Annotated in this window: 20 protein-coding genes and 1 tRNA gene; 10 read left to right on the top strand and 11 right to left on the bottom strand. The window is 63.5% G+C overall.

What is annotated here, in order from left to right; all coding sequences use genetic code 11:
* Positions 1-112: 112 nt before the first annotated feature.
* Complete coding sequence (locus E8Q41_RS10145) at positions 113-1138, bottom strand: sugar ABC transporter substrate-binding protein (protein WP_137155422.1); 1026 nt, start codon at positions 1136-1138, stop codon at positions 113-115.
* 235 nt (positions 1139-1373) lie between these two features.
* On the opposite strand from E8Q41_RS10145, the gene E8Q41_RS10140 reads away from it, so the two are divergent.
* The 3 genes from E8Q41_RS10140 (at position 1374) to E8Q41_RS10130 (ending at position 3677) form a co-directional block, all read left to right on the top strand.
* Positions 1374-2597, top strand: coding sequence for an ROK family transcriptional regulator (locus E8Q41_RS10140; RefSeq protein ID WP_137155503.1), 1224 nt, complete (start codon positions 1374-1376; stop codon positions 2595-2597).
* The gene (locus E8Q41_RS10135) at positions 2597-3025 is read left to right on the top strand and encodes an RbsD/FucU domain-containing protein (protein WP_137155421.1); all 429 of its coding nucleotides are present in this window, start codon (positions 2597-2599) and stop codon (positions 3023-3025) included. Before E8Q41_RS10140 ends, E8Q41_RS10135 begins: the two co-directional genes overlap by 1 nt.
* A 388-nt stretch (positions 3026-3413) precedes the next feature.
* A complete protein-coding gene (locus tag E8Q41_RS10130) occupies positions 3414-3677 on the top strand; it encodes a hypothetical protein (RefSeq protein WP_137155420.1) in 264 nt (87 codons plus the stop codon).
* Positions 3678-3864: 187 nt separating this feature from the next.
* Here the strand turns inward: E8Q41_RS10130 and E8Q41_RS10125 are convergent, their stop codons facing one another.
* Positions 3865-4137, bottom strand: coding sequence for a hypothetical protein (locus E8Q41_RS10125; protein ID WP_137155419.1), 273 nt, complete (start codon positions 4135-4137; stop codon positions 3865-3867).
* Positions 4138-4206: 69 nt separating this feature from the next.
* Positions 4207-4638, bottom strand: coding sequence for a MarR family transcriptional regulator (locus E8Q41_RS10120; protein ID WP_137155418.1), 432 nt, complete (start codon positions 4636-4638; stop codon positions 4207-4209).
* A 141-nt stretch (positions 4639-4779) separates the two neighbouring features.
* Between E8Q41_RS10120 and E8Q41_RS10115 the strand changes: the two genes are divergently transcribed.
* A complete protein-coding gene (locus tag E8Q41_RS10115) occupies positions 4780-6273 on the top strand; it encodes an MFS transporter (protein WP_246660151.1) in 1494 nt (497 codons plus the stop codon).
* Positions 6274-6314: 41 nt separating this feature from the next.
* On the opposite strand, the gene E8Q41_RS10110 is transcribed toward E8Q41_RS10115, so the two are convergent.
* The gene (locus E8Q41_RS10110) at positions 6315-6812 is read right to left on the bottom strand and encodes an AraC family transcriptional regulator (RefSeq protein ID WP_137155417.1); all 498 of its coding nucleotides are present in this window, start codon (positions 6810-6812) and stop codon (positions 6315-6317) included.
* 205 nt (positions 6813-7017) lie between these two features.
* On the opposite strand from E8Q41_RS10110, the gene E8Q41_RS10105 reads away from it, so the two are divergent.
* The gene (locus tag E8Q41_RS10105) at positions 7018-7905 is read left to right on the top strand and encodes an AraC family transcriptional regulator (RefSeq protein ID WP_137155416.1); all 888 of its coding nucleotides are present in this window, start codon (positions 7018-7020) and stop codon (positions 7903-7905) included.
* Between the two features lie 29 nt (positions 7906-7934).
* Here the strand turns inward: E8Q41_RS10105 and E8Q41_RS10100 are convergent, their stop codons facing one another.
* Together E8Q41_RS10100 and argB are read right to left on the bottom strand one after the other, a co-directional pair.
* Positions 7935-8669 (bottom strand): glycoside hydrolase family 16 protein, encoded by a 735-nt coding sequence (locus E8Q41_RS10100; RefSeq protein ID WP_137155415.1) that lies wholly within the window; start codon positions 8667-8669, stop codon positions 7935-7937.
* A 61-nt stretch (positions 8670-8730) separates the two neighbouring features.
* Positions 8731-9618, bottom strand: coding sequence for an acetylglutamate kinase (argB, locus tag E8Q41_RS10095; protein ID WP_137155414.1), 888 nt, complete (start codon positions 9616-9618; stop codon positions 8731-8733).
* Between the two features lie 144 nt (positions 9619-9762).
* Here argB and E8Q41_RS10090 point away from each other — a divergent pair, with 144 nt between their 5' ends.
* The 3 genes from E8Q41_RS10090 (at position 9763) to E8Q41_RS10080 (ending at position 11739) form a co-directional block, all read left to right on the top strand.
* On the top strand, positions 9763-10296 hold the full coding sequence (locus E8Q41_RS10090; protein WP_137155413.1) for a sigma-70 family RNA polymerase sigma factor: 534 nt from the start codon (positions 9763-9765) through the stop codon (positions 10294-10296).
* The gene (locus E8Q41_RS10085; protein ID WP_137155412.1) at positions 10293-11015 is read left to right on the top strand and encodes an anti-sigma factor; all 723 of its coding nucleotides are present in this window, start codon (positions 10293-10295) and stop codon (positions 11013-11015) included. The genes E8Q41_RS10090 and E8Q41_RS10085 overlap by 4 nt, the downstream gene beginning before the upstream one ends.
* Before the next feature lie 163 nt (positions 11016-11178).
* Complete coding sequence (locus tag E8Q41_RS10080) at positions 11179-11739, top strand: fasciclin domain-containing protein (protein WP_137155411.1); 561 nt, start codon at positions 11179-11181, stop codon at positions 11737-11739.
* Positions 11740-11838: 99 nt separating this feature from the next.
* Here the strand turns inward: E8Q41_RS10080 and yihA are convergent, their stop codons facing one another.
* The 5 genes from yihA to rpmH all read right to left on the bottom strand — a co-directional run bounded on the left by yihA (position 11839) and on the right by rpmH (position 15965).
* Positions 11839-12495, bottom strand: a complete 657-nt coding sequence (gene yihA / locus E8Q41_RS10075; protein WP_137155410.1) for a ribosome biogenesis GTP-binding protein YihA/YsxC — start codon at positions 12493-12495, stop codon at positions 11839-11841.
* Positions 12496-12550: 55 nt separating this feature from the next.
* Entirely contained in the window at positions 12551-13513 is a 963-nt protein-coding gene (locus E8Q41_RS10070) for a DMT family transporter (protein ID WP_137155409.1), read from the bottom strand.
* Between the two features lie 118 nt (positions 13514-13631).
* A complete protein-coding gene (gene yidC, locus E8Q41_RS10065; RefSeq protein WP_137155408.1) occupies positions 13632-15422 on the bottom strand; it encodes a membrane protein insertase YidC in 1791 nt (596 codons plus the stop codon).
* Positions 15406-15801: a ribonuclease P protein component gene (gene rnpA, locus E8Q41_RS10060; RefSeq protein WP_137155407.1), complete on the bottom strand. Its 396-nt coding sequence runs from the start codon at positions 15799-15801 to the stop codon at positions 15406-15408. The genes yidC and rnpA overlap by 17 nt, the downstream gene beginning before the upstream one ends.
* 23 nt (positions 15802-15824) lie before the next feature.
* A complete protein-coding gene (gene rpmH / locus E8Q41_RS10055; RefSeq protein WP_137155406.1) occupies positions 15825-15965 on the bottom strand; it encodes a 50S ribosomal protein L34 in 141 nt (46 codons plus the stop codon).
* A 276-nt stretch (positions 15966-16241) separates the two neighbouring features.
* Here rpmH and E8Q41_RS10050 point away from each other — a divergent pair, with 276 nt between their 5' ends.
* On the top strand, positions 16242-17684 hold the full coding sequence (locus E8Q41_RS10050; protein ID WP_137155405.1) for a HAMP domain-containing sensor histidine kinase: 1443 nt from the start codon (positions 16242-16244) through the stop codon (positions 17682-17684).
* A 132-nt stretch (positions 17685-17816) separates the two neighbouring features.
* A tRNA-Arg gene (locus tag E8Q41_RS10045) sits at positions 17817-17893 on the top strand.
* Positions 17894-18124 lie beyond the last annotated feature (231 nt).

Here is an 18124-nt window from a genome sequence, read left to right as displayed (position 1 = left end):
CTGTTTCGCCTCGCATGCGAGCGTCAATGCCCGCAAGGTCCGCCTGATCGAGGACAAAACAGTCTTTCATAGAGACGGTCCGGGCGCAGAGCCCGGACCGTCGATGTTCAGATCAACCCCAGCACTTTTCCATGCCGGTCTTGACGTCGATCGATTCGACGCCGGCGGCCGGCTTGTCGGTCACCAGAGCCACGCCGGTGTCGAAGAAGTTCTTGCCTTCGGTCGGCTTCGGCTTCTCACCAGTTTCGGCGAACTTCTTGATGGCTTCCACGCCGAGCGCCGCCATCATCAGCGGGTACTGCTGCGAGGTCGCGCCGATGACGCCGTCCTGCACATTCTTCACGCCCGGGCAACCGCCGTCGACGGACACGATCAGCACGTCCTTCTCGCGGCCCACAGCCTTGAGGGCTTCATAGGCGCCAGCGGCGGCCGGCTCGTTGATGGTGTGAACGACATTGATTTCAGGATCCTTCTGGAGAAGGTTTTCCATGGCGGTGCGGCCGCCTTCTTCATTGCCGTTGGTCACGTCATGGCCGACGATGCGCGGATCGTCTTCGTCGCCGATCTTGTTCGGGTCCTTCGGGTCGATGCCGAAGCCGATCATGAAGCCCTGGTCGCGCATGACGTCGACGGAGGGCTGCGACGGGGTGAGATCGAGGAAGGCGACCTTGGCGTCCTTGGCGGCGTCGCCGAGGGTGGCGGCGGCCCACTGACCGATCAGCTTGCCAGCGAGAAGGTTGTCGGTGGCGAAGGTGGAGTCTGCGGCGTCGATCGGCTCGAGCGGCGTGTCGAGCGCGATGACGAGCAGGCCTGCGTCACGCGCCTTCTTCACGGCCGGAACGATGCCCTTGGTGTCGGACGCGGCGATCAGGATGCCCTTCGCGCCATCGGCGATGCAGGTTTCGATGGCGGCGACCTGGCTTTCGGAATCGCCGTCGACCTTGCCGGCATAGGCCTTCAGCGTCACGCCGAGTTCCTTGGCCTTGGCTTCAGCGCCTTCCTTCATCTTGACGAAGAATGGATTTGTGTCAGTCTTGGTGATGAGGCACGCAGACACGTCGGCAGCCTGCGCGGAACCCGAGAAGGCGACGCCGAGCGCGAGGGCGCCGAAAGCTGCGGCAAGAATGGATGACTTCATGATTTCCTCCCAAGGAAATTGACCTCCGGCGCCGGACTATCCGACGCCCTTTTCGAGCGCCGCACTATCGGGTACGACCCAAAGCTCCTCCCGCTTCGTGCGACCGCCGAGCATCAGATAATCACCAAACAAAAGCGGTGTCAATTAATAAATCGAGTTGATTTATTTATTAGATGTGGCATCGTCCGGAGCACTTGTTATAGTCACGCCCGGGAGGAGAAAGGGCATGGCGGATATGAATCTGACCGAACAACGGACGGCGGAAGCGTCTGTCGTCGACCCTATGGGCGGCGCCAACCAGACCCGCGTCCGCGCCTATAATGAACGTCTCGTGTTATCGCTGGTGCGTCGTCACGGCAGCTTGTCGAAGGCGGAGATCGCCCGCCGCACCGGCCTGTCCGCGCAGACGGTGTCGGTGATCATGCGCGCGCTCGAAAAGGATGGCCTGCTGAGCCGCGGCCTGCCGCAGCGCGGTCGCGTCGGCCAGCCCTCGATTCCGATGAGCCTGAACGCCGACGGGGTGTTTTCGCTGGGCCTGAAAGTCGGTCGGCGCAGTTGCGAACTGATCCTGATGGACTTCATCGGCGCGGTGCGCATGCGCCGCAGCGAAGCCTATCGCTATCCGACGCCCGGGCAGATCGTCGATTTCGTCAAAAGATCGGTGGCCAGCATCCGGGGCGAACTCTCGGACAGCCTATGGCGCAAGGTGTCCGGTCTCGGCGTGGCCCTGCCTTTCGAATTGTGGAACTGGGTCGAAGCGCTCGGCGCGCCCAAGGCGGATATGGACGCCTGGCGCAACACAGATGTCGCGGAACTTCTCGGCGAAGCCCTGGATCTGCCGGTGGTGGTGCAGAATGACGCGACCGCCGCCTGTGCGGCGGAACTCGCCTTCGGCCATGGGCCGCGCTACGCGGATTTCGCCTATTTCTTCATCGGCACCTTCATCGGCGGCGGCGTGGCGCTCAATCATGCGCTCTATCCCGGCCGGACCGGCAATGCCGGCGCCTTCGGCTCGATGCCGTTTCGCGCCGAGGACGCCGACACCGACCAGTTGATCGACCACGCCTCGATCATCCAGCTCGAGCGAAAGCTCGTGCGGGCCGGCCGCGATCCCTCCTCCATCTGGCTCGAGCCGGACCGCTGGGACGATTTCGGCGCGATCGAAGGCGAATGGATCGACGAAACAGGCGAGGCGCTGGCCTTCGCGGCGGCCTCGGTCTGCTCTGTCATCGATTTCGAAGCCGTCATCATCGACGGCGGCTTCAGCCCCTCGGTGAAAGGCAGGATCGTCGAAGCCACCCGCAAGGCGATGGCGCGCGTCAATCTCCAGGGCATCGCCGCCCCGGTGATCGAGGCGGGTCTGGTGGGGGCCTCCGCCCGCGCCATCGGCGCCGCCAGCCTGCCGCTGTTTTCCCGTTACCACATCGATCAAAGCGTATTGTTCAAGGAGCTGGCCTGATGCTCAAAGGCGTCGACCCCGTATTGAGTCCCGATCTGCTGTCGACCCTGCGCGCCATGGGGCATGGCGACGAAATCGCGCTCGTAGACGGCAACTATCCCGGACTGGAACATGCCCGCCGGCTGGTCAGGGCCGATGGTCACGGGGTCATCCGCATTCTCGACGCCATTCTCTCGCTGATGCCCGTCGATGATTTCGTCGACTGCGGCATATTCCGCGCCACCGTGCGCGGCGATCTCGACGCCGTCGATCCCGTTCACGCCGAGATGATCGAGACTTGCGCCAAATGGGAGCCGGAGCGGACGGTCGCGCCGCTTCCGCCGCAGGATTTCTACGAGCGCGTCCGTCAGGCCCATACGATCGTGCAGACGTCGGAGCCGCGGCTCTATGGCAATATCATCCTGCGCAAGGGCGTGATCTACCCCTGATCACGGTCCTCCGGCGCTCACGACCGCCTCACGACAAGGTTACCGATTTGTAATCGACGCGTTCCTTGAAAAGCCGCAATTCGAACCACAAATCAGTCGCGTGGCGCTCATGACGAACGCCCGCCGCCTGGTTGAATGGCTCGTCCCCCGCCCCTGCCAGGCATTGACGGACAAAGGCTCCTTCCCCCTCTCCGAGCCTTTGTCCGCCCCCCTTTTCCCGGTTTATCACCATAAGGTCCAGCCAGCGCGCCAGCGCTGGGCATGAACCATGCGGTCCCGCGCGGGATCGCGTTTGTGGCGACGCGGCAAAACTCCCAATTGTCCGGCGCAAGCTCCGTGCAAGCCTCGAAAGTTAACATCGGTTAACGATTTAAGGTGGGCCTGAACTATGGAAATCAACACGAATGTCGGCGGATACGGCCGAGCGCCGCGCGCCTATGAACTGACCCCGCAGCAGGACGTGTCGACCGAAACGCTCACGCAGAAAATCGACCGCCGCGACAACGCCCTGACCGGCAGCAACGCCGTGCTCAGCGCCAGTCTCGCCAATGCGCTCTGGGCGGCCCAGGAAAACCGCCAGTCCGACGACGAAGCACTGGCTTCCGCCTCGCGCAACGCCATCGAAAGCAGCTATTTCGAATTCATGAACTGAGGACGGCGCCGGCGCGTCGCCTCATCCGCACGCGGATCTTCATCAGAACCCGGCTAGACTTTGCGCCGGGACTCCAGCGCCTCGTTCTTGATTCGGATCTCGCGTTCAGACCGCATCACCGGTTGATCGCCACCGCGCAAATCCGGCGCTTCACGGTCTTTTCCGTCATCCCGCTTCGCTTCGAAATTCACGCGCGCCAGTTCGTCAAGCGGCTCCGGATAGGATCCAGTCTCGAGACGCGGCGCATCCTGTTCATAGCCGCCATCGGGTCATTGGCGCTTCCGCCGGTGCGTCGCTGATGGGCGTTCTTGTCCGATGCGCCATTGGCGATCGGCCCGCCCAAGCGCTTGTCGTTTTCATCGCCCCTGGCCGCAACGTCGACAGGCGCGCCGAGACCCGGATCGCGCTCGGTCTGGGCGGCGCCGACGCCGGCTGGGGTTGCGGTTTTGGTGACGGCCATGGATGTCTCCTTCGTTTTGAGGAGAACGCCCCGCCGTCGCCGTCGTTCCCGGAGGGAGATGCGCCGGGATCACGATCTGTCGGAATTCGCCAGCGCCCAGCGCATATATTCGAGCATCAATTCCTTTTCGAAGCGGCGGAACCCCTTGAAGAGATCGGCGTCGGCGGCGAGCGCGGCGTCGATCGCCTCCGTCTCCATCTCCCTGGCCCGGTCGGTCAGGAAATTCTGCGTGGCGCGCCGGTCGCTCGGATGCGCCTGCCTGCGGATCAGGCCGTCCCGCTCCATGCGTTGCAGCGTGTTGGCGAGCGTCGCCTGCTCGATCGCCAGCCGATCGAGGATCTGCCTCTGGGTCAGCCCATCCTCCTCCCAGAGCGCGCAGAGCACCGGGAACTGGCCGGGCGAGAAGCCGAGCGCCGCGGCCCGCTCCTGCAGCGAGCGCGAAAACGCCCTGGCCAGCAGGCTGGTCAGATAGGTTGCCGATTCCGTCAGCTTATAGTCCATGACCGCCGCCGTGAGAGTGTGCTGGCGCTGTTGTAGACGCTTGCGACTGTGCGAGGCTTTCGCGCCGATGGCCGGATGCGCAGCCTTGACCTCGCGCGCTTTCCCCTGTCTTGTCCCGGCGCAGAGGAGAGGATTCCCGCCATGACTGACGCCACACGACCCGGCCCCGCCGGCCCTGCTGAGACACGCGCCCATGACCGCCGCTGGGCGGCGATGGGCGTGTTGCTGATCGCCAGCTTCATGAACATGATCGACGTCACCATCGTCAATGTGGCGCTGCCCAGCATGCGCGCCGATCTCGGCGCGACGGAAAGCGGCATCGAATGGGTGGTGGCAGGCTATATCCTGTCTTTCGCCCTCGGCCTGCTGCCGTTCGGCCGCTATGGCGACATCATCGGCAAGAAGCGCATGTTCATGCTCGGCGTCGGCGGCTTTACGCTCGCCTCTGCGCTTTGCGGCATGGCCGCCAATATCGAGATGCTGATCGGGGCCCGCATCATCCAGGGCGTCGGCGGCGCCGTGATGACGCCGCAGGTGCTGGCGATCGCCCAGGTGATGTTTCCGCCGAAGGAGCGGGCCATGGCCTTCTCTTTGTTCGGGCTCACCGCTGGTCTCGCCTCCGTCGCCGGTCCGGTGGCCGGCGGCTCGCTGATCCATGCCGATCTCTTCGGTCTCGGCTGGCGGCCGATCTTCCTCATCAACCTCCCCATCGGGGCGCTGGCGCTCTGGGCCGGGGCGAAAATCATCCCGACGATCCCCGGCAATCCCGGCCTCCGCAACGACTGGGGCGGCATCGCGCTTGCGGGTGCGGCCATCCTCTGCCTGATCTTCCCGTTGATCGAGGGACGCGGCTTCGGCTGGCCGTCCTGGATCTTCGTCGTGATGGCGCTCGCCATTCCGCTCGCCGGCGCCTTCGTCTGGTGGGAACGGCGGCAGAATGCGGCCGGCGCCGCCGAACTCGTGCCGCTCGGCCTGTTGCGCAACCGCAACTTCATCGCCGCCTCCGTGGGCGCGATGGTGTTCTTCTCCGCCCTGCCCGGCTTCTTCTTCATTCTCGCTGTCTTTCTGCAGAGCGGCTATGGACTCGATCCCCTGGCGTCGGGGGTCACCACCATTCCCTTCCCGGTCGGCGTGCTGGTCGCTTCGGTGATTTCCGGCCGCTCCGGCGGCAAGTTCGCCCGCAGCCGCATCATCTTCGGCGCGACATCGCTGATCTGCGCGATGATCCTGCTCAGGCAGACCGTGGGAACGCTGGGGGACACGTTGGATCAGGCGCGGTTTATCCTGCCGCTCGCGCTGGGCGGCCTGGGAACGGGCCTCGCCATCTCGCCCTTGTTCCAGACGGCGCTTGCCGGCGTGCCGCCGAAAGACGCCGGCTCGGGCTCAGGCGCGCTGCAATCGATCCAGCAGATCGGCGGGGCCTTCGGCGTTGCGATCATCTCGCAGATCTTCTTCGCCGCGCTCGGGGCAAGCCTGGCCGGCGCAGCCGACCAGCACGCCGCCTATCGCACCGCGCTGTCCACCGCCGTGCTCTACAACACCGCCTGCTATTGCGTCGTCGCGCTTCTCGCCCTTCTCCTCAAGCCGGCCCCGCAAGGCCGGCACGGCCATGGCGGCCCCGTCGCCGTTGAGTGAAGCGCGCCGGGCGCTTGGCAGACACCATGAGTCTGGGGAGGCTAATGGTTGCGGCTGTGTCGTCGCCAATCCGACGGGGTGACGCCGGTAAAGCGGCGGAAGACGCGGGTGAAATGCGCCTGGTCGGACAAGCCGCAACCAAGCGCGATCTCCGAGAGCGTGGCATTCGACAGCTGCAAACGGCGCTTGGCGGCCTCCACCCGGCGCATGAGCACATGGCGATAGGGCGAGACGCCATAGGTCGCCCGGAACAGCCGCGAAAAATGGCTGACGCAGAGACCGACTTCGGCGGCGAGATCCCCCACCGCGATCGTCTGGGCGAGATGACGCTCGAGATAGAGGTCGATCTTCTTCATTTGCCATCTCGCCAAGCCAACCGCGGCGTCTTGCGCGGATGCGGCGCGCCTGTCGCCTGAACGAAGCTCCAGCAATCTCTTGGCTTCCCGGATGAGCGAGACAGCCTTTTCGTCATCGTTGCCGATCGTCTCGGCGGCTGACAGCAATATCGAATAGACATGCAGCGAAACGTGCGAATCCATGGAACCTCTCCTGTCAGGTCTGCGGCTTCGCCCGCGCTCAGGAGCAGGATGCTGGACGTGAGGGCGAAGAGGGTGCGAATTTCGCCATTTCCCACCTTGCCGTCTTTCCTCGATGTGCCGAATTTTTTACGCCATGTGCTGCATTCGTCCGATATGCTAGGATCAATAATAGCCGGATGAGCGAAGCGGGGAACGGACGGGCGTCATGGACAGGCTTTACGATCACGGCAGCCGGAAATTTCCTCAGGCAGGATTGCTGGCCACCTCGAAGGGGCGGGGCTGGAGCAATATCGCCGCCGAACTGCGCCGCCACCCCAAAGGACAGATCCCCGATTTCTGCGCGCAACAGACCGAGATCACCTTCGCCGTCGACGGCGCGAGAAGCGGCAGGGTCCACCGTCGCGGCGACAGCCGGCCACAAAGCTCCACCGCCCGCAGCGGCACGATCTGGCTCTGCCCGGCCGGCGTGCGCGAGGAGGAGATCGTGCTCACCGAGGATCTTCCTCTGGTGTTCCACCTCTATTTGCCCGATGTCACCCCGGACGAAGATGGCGGCTCGGCGCTCAAGCGGCTGGCCTACGCCGCGGACGTGGACGACGAACTCATTCGGCAGATCTGTTTTCGGATCGCCTCCGAGCTTCGTGAGGAAAGCTCCGGGGGATCGCTGCTGGTCGAACAACTGGCGATCGCGCTCGGCACCCATTTGCGCAGCCGCTATTGCGACGCCTATCTGGGCTCGATCCGGCCGGAAAAGCAGGCTCCGGCGCTCGATCATCGCCGCATGAGGCGCGTGATCGATTATGTCGAAGCCCATCTGTTTGAAAATCTGACTGTAAGCGAATTGGCCGAGATCGCCTGCCTCAGCCGGTCGCATTTCGCCCGCGCCTTCAAGGCGGCGTTGGGCGAGGCTCCCAGCGACTATATCGGCGCCCGGCGGCTGGAATTCGCCAAGACGATGCTGGGCGACGAGTCTCTTTCTCTCGCCGAGATCGCTCAGACCTGCTGCTTTTCCTCGCAGGCCGCCTTTACCCGGGCGTTCAAGAAGAACACCGGCAAGGCGCCGGGCGCGTTTCGGCGTCGAGCCTCAGGCTGAACGAGCCAGCGTCATCTTGTGACAAGTCCTTACTTTTCGGGCGTGAACTTGAATTTGGTGATGATTGCTTCGACGGGTTTGCCGTCACTCGGCGTTTTGCCACGGAAACCCCAGAGATTGAAGAAGATCGACATGGGCTGGGAGCCGATGCGATCCTTGAAATCAGTGGGAGCATAGCGCCATTTGACTGTTTTCAGGATGTCGCCGTTGCTGCTCAGGAGTTCAGACTTGTAGTCCACTGACTTTCGACTCCAGACAAATGTGTGGCGGCTGCGGGTGACGCCGCGCGGCCATGCAAAGGCCTTTCCTGTCTGGTTGAGCGCGTCCTTGGCGGGCCAGACCGTAAAGTTGAGCGGCTTGTTGGCGCGGTCGGCCCAGCGGGCGAATTCCACGTCGATCTCGTTGGTGGTGTCGGGGCCGACATCGGCGGCGGGATAATTGAAGAAGCCGAAGACGACATTCTTGTCCTGGCCGCCGATATCGCCTTCAAACTCCATTTCATAGGTTCCGAAGCCGAGGCGACTGACGCTCTGGACCTCTCCGGCCGTCCAGCGGCCCTCGGCATTCTTTGAAAAATGCAGATGCAGCCGCCCCTGGCCGTCGACCTTCACCTGGCTTGCGGCCCAGCGATTGGGACCAGGGCCGAGGCCCGCGCCAACCTTGATGGTGAAATCATAGCCGGAAAAGCGGATGCGCTTGGCAGCCTCGACAGGCGTCGCGACCAAGGCGGCCATCAGGCCAACAGCGAGAAGAAAGGGCCTCATCGGATAATCTCCAGCGGCGAAATCCGCCGCTGGATATCGGAAATGGCTGAAGCGAGGCTGATCAGGGAACCAGCAGCGTGCCGGCGCCGGTTTCAGTGAACAGTTCGAGCAGCACGGAATGCGCCGTCTTGCCATTGAGGATGACCACGCCCTGCACGCCGGCCTGGATGGCCTCGATGCAGGTCTCGACCTTGGGGATCATACCGCCGGAAATCGTGCCGTCGGCGATCAGCGCATACGCTTCGGCGACCGACAATTCCTTGATCAGATTGCCGTTCTTGTCGAGCACGCCCGGAACGTCCGTCAGGAACAAGAGGCGCGAGGCGCTTAGCGCGCCGGCGATGGCGCCGGCGAATGTGTCGGCGTTGATGTTGTAGGTCGCGCCGTCGCGGCCCGGCGCCACGGGCGCGATGACCGGGATCATCTCGGAGCGGGCGAGCAGGTCGAGCAGGGTGCGGTCGACTTCGACGACTTCGCCGACGAAGCCGAGGTCGAGAATGCGCTCGATATTGCTGTCGGGGTCCTTGACCTTCTTCTGCGCCTTTTCGGCGAAGACCATGTTGCCGTCCTTGCCGCAGAGCCCGATCGCCCATTCGCCGGTCTGGTTGATCAGCGCGACGATCTCCTTGTTGATCGAGCCGGCCAGCACCATCTCGACGATCTCGACCGTCTTCTGGTCGGTGACGCGCAAACCATTCTCGAAGCGGGATTCGATGCCCATCTTGGCGAGCATGGCGCCGATCTGCGGTCCGCCGCCATGCACGACGATCGGATTGACGCCGGATTGCTTCAGAAGCGCGATATCGGCGGCGAAGGCCTTGCCCAGTTCCGGATTGCCCATGGCGTGGCCGCCATATTTCACCACGATGGTCTTGTTCTCGTAACGCTGCATGAAGGGCAACGCCTGGGCCAGGAGCCGCGCCTGGATCTCGCTTTCGGTGTAGGACATGAAAGGCCTCGCATGGACTGAAATCGAGCCTCTTTAGCCCAACTTCGTGACAGATGGAATGATCCGCGCCGACCATGAAGCCGTAATTTCGTCAGGCGTCGCGCGGGGGAGGCGCATCCTGCTCACCATCGAATGGACGAGATGATGCATGATCTGAACGGATTGCTCGGCCGGGTCGCCCTTGGCGACCGCAAGGCGTTTTCCGCGCTCTATGACGCAAGCGGCCCGAAACTTTTCGGGATCCTCCTCCGTATCCTCAAAAACAGGCAGGAAGCCGAGGATGCTTTGCAGGAGGTGTTCGTCAAGGTCTGGCGCCGCGCCGACCGCTTCAACCGCGAGGCCGGCTCCGCTGAAACCTGGCTCGCCGCCGTGGCGCGCAATCACGCGATCGACGCGCTGAGGGCGCGGCGACCGGAGGCGAGTTCGATCGACGAAGCCTATGACCTGGCGGGCCCCGATCCGGACCCGGAGAAACTGGCGCTTTTGAGAAGCGAAGGGATGAGAATTCAGAGATGCATGCAGACCCTCGAATCGGATAGGAGAGACGCCGTCCGCAAAGCCTATGTCGAAGGTCGAAGCTATCAGGAATTGGCGGATCATTATAGAGTGCCGCTAAATACGATGCGAACCTGGCTGCGCCGCAGCCTGCTGAAATTGAGAGAGTGCCTCGGGCAATGAGCGACAAGCCGCAGGATTGGGACCGCAGCCGGGATGAGATCATCTCGGGCGAATATGTGCTCGGCGTCCTGTCGGAAGCCGATCGCAAGCGCGTCGAAGCCCGCATGGCCATCGATCCGAAATTCGCCATGCAGGTGCGCCGCTGGCAGACCAATCTCGCCGATTTCAATGACGATTACGAGGCGGAAGCGCCGCCCTCGCATGTGTTCCGCCGCATCGAGGCGCAATTGTTCGAGGCGGAAGACGCCAATGGACAGGGCCGTTTCGCGCGCATCTGGAATTCGCTGCTCCTCTGGCGCGGCCTCGCCGTTGCGGGCGTAGTCGCCGCTGGCTGGCTCGGCGTCGCCCATCGTCTGCCGCCGCTCGGGATTGGGCAGCCCGCCCGCCCGCTGGTGGCGGAACTGGCGAGCGAAAAGAACGGCTTCAACCTCGTCGCCACCTATGACTTCGGCACCGGCCGCCTCAGCGTCATCCCGGCGGCGCTGCGTCAGGACGGACCGAAATCGCTCGAAGTCTGGGTGATCGAGGACGGCAAGCCGCCGCTTTCGGTCGGCGTTCTGCCGGAAACCGGCCGCGGCGACATCGTCATCCCGACCTCGCTGCGCGCCAATTTCACCGCCGGCCGCACCATCGCCATCACGGTGGAACCGCTCGGCGGCTCACCGGACGGCAAACCGACGGGACCGGTGATTGCGGCAGGACGCGCGGTGACGCTATAATCGGCGTTGTCGCAGCCCGTCTGGGTAGCGATCGAAGGCGACATAAAAAAATCTCCCCACCGCTGAAACTCATTTTTCTCCCTTCCGTAGTTCGCAGTGTCCCCCAATGAGGGATGACGCCGGCGGGACGTCCGGCGTGATGTTCAACAGGAAGGAAAGATCCATGCTCAAGACCACGTTTCGCACTGCCGCCCTCCTCTCCGCCGTGATCGGAGCGGGCGCCGTGGCCTATGCCTCTTCCAACCCGGAAGTCGGCGGCGCGCCGATGTATGACAACAAGACGATTGTCGAAAACGCCGTCAACTCCAAGGATCACACCACGCTGGTCGCCGCCGTCAAGGCCGCCGGCCTGGTCGACACGCTGAACGGCGCGGGCCCCTTCACCGTCTTCGCCCCCACCAACGAAGCCTTCGCCGCGCTGCCGGCCGGCACGGTCGACACGCTGCTGAAGCCCGAGAACACGGATCAGCTCGTCAAGGTGCTGACCTGCCATGTGGTTGCGGCAGACGCCCTGTCCGCTGCGATCGACAAGATGATCAAGGATGACGGCGGCTCCCACGACGTCAAAACCGTGGGCGGCTGCACGCTGAAGGCCACTGAAATGGGCGGCAAGATCCAGCTGACCGACGAGACCGGCGGCACCGCCACCGTCACCATCGCCGACGTCAAACAGAAGAACGGCGTCATTCACGTGATCGACAAGGTGCTGCTGCCGAAGGGCTAAAGCCCGAGCAGTCGCGCGCGGGTCCTCCCCTTTGGGTCTCGCGCAACCCGGACCCGCCTTCTTGCCGCCCGAGCCTCCCGGGCGGCTTTTTTGCGCTTATCAGCCGAGAGACAGGAGATGCAGGATCGCCGCCCGCATTTCGTCCACGCCGACGCCCTTTTCCGAGGAGGTCGCGAGGATTTCCGGATAGGAGGCCGGATGCTTGGCGAGCTGTGCGAGCGTGTCGAGTTTGAGCTGCTCGAGTTCGCCCGCCTTGATCTTGTCGGTCTTGGTGAGCACGACCTGATAGGAGACGGCGGCGAGATCGAGGAGCTTCAACACGTCCTCGTCATTCTTCTTGATGCCGTGGCGGCTGTCGATCAGCACATAGACGCGCTTGAGCGTGGTGCGGCCGCGCAGGTAATCGAAGACCAGCTTGGTCCAGGCGTCCACCTGCGCCTTGGGCGCCTGGGCGTAGCCATAGCCCGGCATGTCGACCATGGCGCAGGGCGGCAGGTCGCCCGCTTCGCCCGTATAGCCGTCCGGCACGAAATAATTGAGCTCCTGGGTGCGGCCGGGCGTATTGGAGGTGCGGGCAAGCCCGCTCTGGCCGACAAGCGCATTGATCAGCGAGGATTTGCCGACATTGGAACGGCCGGCGAAGGCGATTTCGCCAGGGCCTTCCGGCGGCAGGAACTTCATCGCCGGCACGCCGCGAATAAACACCCAGGGCCGCGTGAAGATGCGGCTGAGTTTGTCGGCTTGCGTGTCGGCCATGGTTCTATCCTGTCTTGCGGCTAAACCACGCCTTTTGGGCTATTCCCCGCATAAGTCAAGGCTTGGCGGCGATCGCCGGCGCCGGAGCCTGCCGTTTCAGCGCTTTCGAAAGGTAGAAGATCAGCGCCGCCAGGATGATCAGGCCGCCGACCACGGTTTCCGGCCCAGGCACTTCGCCATGGAAGATCGCCACCCAGACCGGGCCGAGCATGGTTTCGGCAGTCCCCAAAAGCGCGGCGAAAGCCGAGGGGATCAGCCGTGCGCCGGTGACGAACAACGCCATGCCGAGACCCAGATTGAGCGCGCCGAACACGAAAAGCACCCCGAATTCGCCCGGCGTCACCGCAAAGCCCGAGGCCTGCGTGGCGGCAAAGGCGCAGGCCGCAAAACAGCCGAGGCTTGCGCCCGGCGTCTGCCGGACATTGGGAAAGCGCCGGGTGACGACAGTTGTCATGGCGAAAACGATGGCGATGGCCAGCGCCAGGAGATTGCCGAACCAGGCCATGGGATAATCTGCGCCGGCGCCGGCGCCCGCGCCTTGCGCCTCATCCCCCGCCAGCACGGCGAGCAGCGGGCCGCCGGCAACCATGATCGCAACGCCGGCGATCACCGCGACAATGGCGAGCCAGGTGGCGAAGGTAACGCGTTCGCGAAACAGGATCCAGGCGATCAGCGCTGCAAACAGCGGTACGCCGGCCTGAATCAGCACGACATTGGCGACCGTGGTGTAGGAGATGGCGATGACGAAGCAGGACGAGGCCACGGCGAAGCCGAAAGCGACCAGCAGTCCGGGAACGCCCATATTGCGATAGAGCGACAGCGTCTTCAGCGGGCCGTCGCGCAAGAGCAGAAAGCCCAGCAGGAACAGCCCGGCGAACAGGCCGCGCCAGAACACCACGGTCCAGCTGTCGGCGATATCGAGATAGCGGGCGAGCGCGCCGCCGAAACTCCAGGCCACGGCCGACAGAAACACCAGCAGCGCGCCCGTTCCCTCTTGCGCGACCGGCGCAGTCGCCATGTTCTTGTCCATTCGTCGTCCCTGCCCTTCGCCCGTTTAAGCCCAGCATAAACGAAAGCAACCGGGGCGAAGCCCCGGTTGCGACATTTGCGATCGATCAATTCTTTTCAAGACGCATTCACGCCGATGATGGCTTTCGCTTGAACAGTCCCTTGAGATTGTCGAACAGCTCGATCTTGGCGCCGTGGCGCTTCATGATGATGCCCTGCTGCAGCACCGACAGCGTGTTGTTCCAGGCCCAGTAGATGACGAGGCCGGCGGGGAACGAACCGAGCATGAAGGTGAAGATCAGCGGCATCCAGTTGAAGATCATCGCCTGGGTCGGATCTGGCGGCGTCGGGTTCATCCGCATCTGCACGAACATGGTGATGCCCATGATGATCGGCCAGACGCCGAGCATCAGCGCATGCGGAGGCGTCCAGGGGATCAGGCCGAACAGGTTGAAGATCGTGGTCGGATCCGGCGCCGACAGGTCCTGTATCCAGCCGAAGAACGGCGCGTGCCGCATTTCGATCGTCACATAGATGACCTTGTAGAGCGCGAAGAACACCGGGATCTGCAGCAGCACCGGCCAGCAGCCGGCCACCGGATTGACCTTCTCTTCCTTGTAGAGCTGCATCATCGCCTGCTGCAGCGCCATGCGGTCGTCGCCATGCTTGGCCTTCAGCTCCTCCATCTTCGGCTGCAGCGTCTTCATCTTGGCCATCGAGGCGTATTGCCGGTTGGCGATCGGGAAGAAGATCAGCTTGACGATGACGGTCGTGCCGAGAATGGCGAGGCCGAAATTGCCGAAGTAATGGAACAACCAGTCCATCAGGTAGAACATGGGCTTGGTGAAGAAATAGAACCAGCCCCAGTCGATCAGCTTGTTGAAGTCCTGGATGCCGTAGGTCTTCTCATAGCCCTCGATGACGGGCACCTGCTTGGCGCCGGCGAACACCATGGTCGAGAAGCTCTTGGTCTCGCCCGCAGCCACGCTGGTGGCGGCGTTTTCGCGGTAATCCGCTTGATACAGCGGCTGGCCGGTCTCCACGTGAGAGAATTGCGAGGTGAAGGCGGAATTCTTCTGGGGCACGATGGTGGCGGCCCAGTATTTGTCGGTGATGCCGAACCAGCCGCCCTGCGGCGCTTCGAATTTGGCGGCTTCGCTGGTGGCGTTGCCGAAGGTTTCTTCCTTCAGGCTGCCGTCCATGACGCCGACATAGCCTTCATGCAGAACCCAGGCCGAGGCGTGGGTAGGCTGATTGTAGCGGACGACGCGACCGTAAGGGGTCAGCGACAGAGCCGCGGCCGAGCCGTTCTTCACGCTGTCCTCGATCTGGAACATGTATTTTTCGTCGACCGAGATCTTGCGGGTGAAGGTCACGCCTTCGGGATTGGTGTAGGTGAGCGTCACCGGCGTGGTCTGGGTCAGGCGATTGTTGCCTTCCACGGTCCAGTTCGTGGTCATGCCCGGCAGGTTCTGCGCGCCGAGGAAACCGAGTTCGACGAAATAGCCGTCCTTGGTGTTGCCGGGGCTCAAAAGCGTGATGATCGGGCTGTCCTTGTCGATCGTCTCGCGATAATTCTTGAGCCGGAGGTCGTCGAAACGGGCGCCGGCCAGGCTGATCGAGCCGGTCAGCGCGGGCGTGTCGATGACGATGCGGCTGGTCTGGGAGAGCGCCTGTTCGCGCGTCACCACCGCCACGGCCTGGCCGTTGGCGCCCGGAATGGGCTGGCCCGACTGGTCGAGCGCGGGCGTCTGCGCCGCGGCCGGATTGGCCTTCTGCTCTTTGGCGAGTTCGGCCTGGCGCTGCTCCTCGATCTTCTGCTGGGCTTCCATCTTCGGACCCATGTAGAAGAACTGCCAGGCGAAGACGATCAGGACGGACAGAACGATCGCGAGATAATAATTACGGTTGTTTTCCATCACTCTTTCCCGGTGGCCGGCTCTTCTTGTCCTGCCGGCTGGAGATGCGCGCGATAAGGGTTTTGCTCAAATCATCGAAGGAGGCGGACATCGCCTCCCGATGGGCCACAATCACATAGTCGTGTCCCGGCTGCATTGCAAACTGCGCCTTCAGTCGCACCGCTTCCCTGAGGCGCCGGCGGATGCGGTTGCGCTCCACCGAATTGCCCTGCTTCTTGGTGACGGTGAAGCCGACGCGCGGCGCGTCTTCTGGGCATTTCCGGTCCAGGACCTCGACGATGAAGAAACGGCCCTTGCGCCTCTCGCCCTCGCGCGCACGCAAAAATTCCGGCCGGCTCTTCAGCCGACCGGCAGTGCGAACATCTTTTCGGTTCGTCATCGGTCCTTCAGGCCTGCCGCTGATTAAGCGGACAGGACCTTACGGCCGCGAGCGCGGCGAGCGCTGATGACCTTGCGGCCGCCCTTGGTTGCGATACGAGCGCGGAAGCCGTGACGACGCTTGCGAACGAGCTTGGACGGCTGGTAGGTACGCTTTGTTGCCATTTATTTAATTACCGCGGAGTGCGGCCCTTCTTGATGAGCGTGTTTTTTGGATGTCGCACGGATACGCCTCGGCCGCTTGCGCGGACGCGGGCGTCCCGAACGTGGCCGGGCTTATAGGGAGAGACGCCAAGGAAGTCAACCGCTCCACCGACTTTCGAGGGGCCGGCGGGCTTGCGCATTCCGCCCAGACCTCTACATGATGGGCGGGAACACGGAAGGCCTAATGGCCCCGAACGAAAACGCGAAGCGACGGAGCGGCGATTGGCCCGGGATGGAATGACCGCACAGGCCCCCGTCCGCAGCCTTGCATTCGATGCGGCCGCGGAGACCCCGCCCGCTGCGCGACTTTCCACCCGCATCCTCATCCTCACCGTCATTTTCGTGATGCTGGCCGAAATCATGATCTTCGTGCCCTCGGTCACCGACATGCGGCTGTCTTGGCTGAGAGACCGGCTGAACACCGCCGCCGCCGCCGCCATCGTCATCGACGGCCTGCCCGACATCAAGCTGCCGCGCTCGCTCGAAGATTCGACGCTGATGGCCACCGGCACCAAGGCGATCGCGCTCCACAAGGAAGAGCTGACCCGGATGATCGTGGTGTCGGAAGTGCCGCCGGCGGTGAATGCGCAATATGACCTCTCGACGAAGAACTTTTTCGCGGACGCCTATGACGCCTTCGAAACGCTGGCCTGGGGCGGCGGCCAGGTGTTCAGCGTCCGCGGCCCCATCGGCGCATCGGGCATGGAGATCGAACTGGTGATGAGCGACCGGGCGCTGCGGCAGGCCATGCTGGTCTATTGCCGCGAAATCCTGTTCTTCTCGATCGTCATCTCGCTGACCACGGCGGCGCTGATCTTCTTCACCATCAACCGCATCCTGATCCGGCCGATCGGCCGGATGACGGCGAGCATGCAGGGTTTCGCCGCCGATCCCGGCAATCCCGGCGCGATCATGACCCCGCCCGAGGGGCGCGACGAGCTTTCCGTCGCCGCCCGCCATCTCGCCGCCATGCAGACGGAATTGCAGCGCACGCTCAAACAGCAGAAGAACCTCGCCGATCTCGGCCTAGCCGTCTCCAAGATCAATCACGACATGCGCAACATCCTGTCTTCGGCGCAGCTGATGTCGGATCGCCTGGCGGAACTCGGCGATCCCGTCGGCCGCGGCCTGTCGGCGAAACTGGTGCGCACGCTCGGCCGCGCCATCAGCTATTCCTCCGACGTGCTCGCTTACGGCCGGGCGAGCGAGGCCGCTCCCCAGATCTCCCGCTTTGCGCTTGCCCCCCTCGTCGACGATGTCGGCGAAATCCTCGGCCTGACCGTGGACGGGCCGATCCGCTTCGCAAGCGACATCGAGCCTTCGCTCGAAATCGAGGCCGATCCCGAACAGATGTTCCGGGTGATCTACAATCTCTGCCGCAACTCGATGCAGGCGCTCGAACCTCATGACGCAGCGGAAAAGCAGATTCGTGTTCTGGCCTCCATCGTCGGCGATCGGCTGCGGCTCGACATCGACGACAACGGCCCGGGCATGCCGGCCAAAGCCCGCGACCACCTGTTCTCCGCCTTCCGCGGCTCCACCCGCGCCGGCGGCGCAGGCCTCGGCCTCGTCATCGCCCGCGACATCGCGCTCGCCCATGGCGGGATGATCGCGCTTGTGGAAAAGCCCGATCCCGGCTGCCTCTTCCGGGTGGAAATCCCGCATCGCGCAGGGCTTTGAGCCCTTTTTCGCCCGCCGCCCGCGCACCCACTCCCCGCTTTTATTGCATTTTTTTGAAAAAGACGCTTGCAATCCCAAAAGCCCCGCAGTAGTAGAGCCGCACACCGCCGGACACACACGGCGCTGGGGCAAGCACCCGTAGCTCAGCTGGATAGAGCACCAGACTACGAATCTGGGGGTCAGGAGTTCGAATCTCTTCGGGTGCGCCACTTTCTCTGATTTCGTGATCTTGATAGCGCTCATTGTCGCTCGCTGACATGGCGGCCACGCTGTTATTGCAGTTTCACAAATAGAAGCTCATCTTCAGACTTTTGCGTTCGTCTCGCCGCTCCTCGACGTTATCCTTCCAACCTCTCCGCCGTCATGCTCGGGCCTGTCCCACTGCTGTCCGGTTCAGCTCAGCGGCAGTGGCAAAGCCAACTGTCGCGGGTCTCGGGGCG

Source organism: Rhizobium sp. FKL33 (assembly GCF_005222915.1).
In the GTDB taxonomy this organism is placed as follows: Bacteria; Pseudomonadota; Alphaproteobacteria; order Rhizobiales; family Rhizobiaceae; genus Rhizobium_E.
Note: the sequence above shows the minus strand (reverse complement) of the source record. Positions and strands in the feature narration are given on the sequence as shown.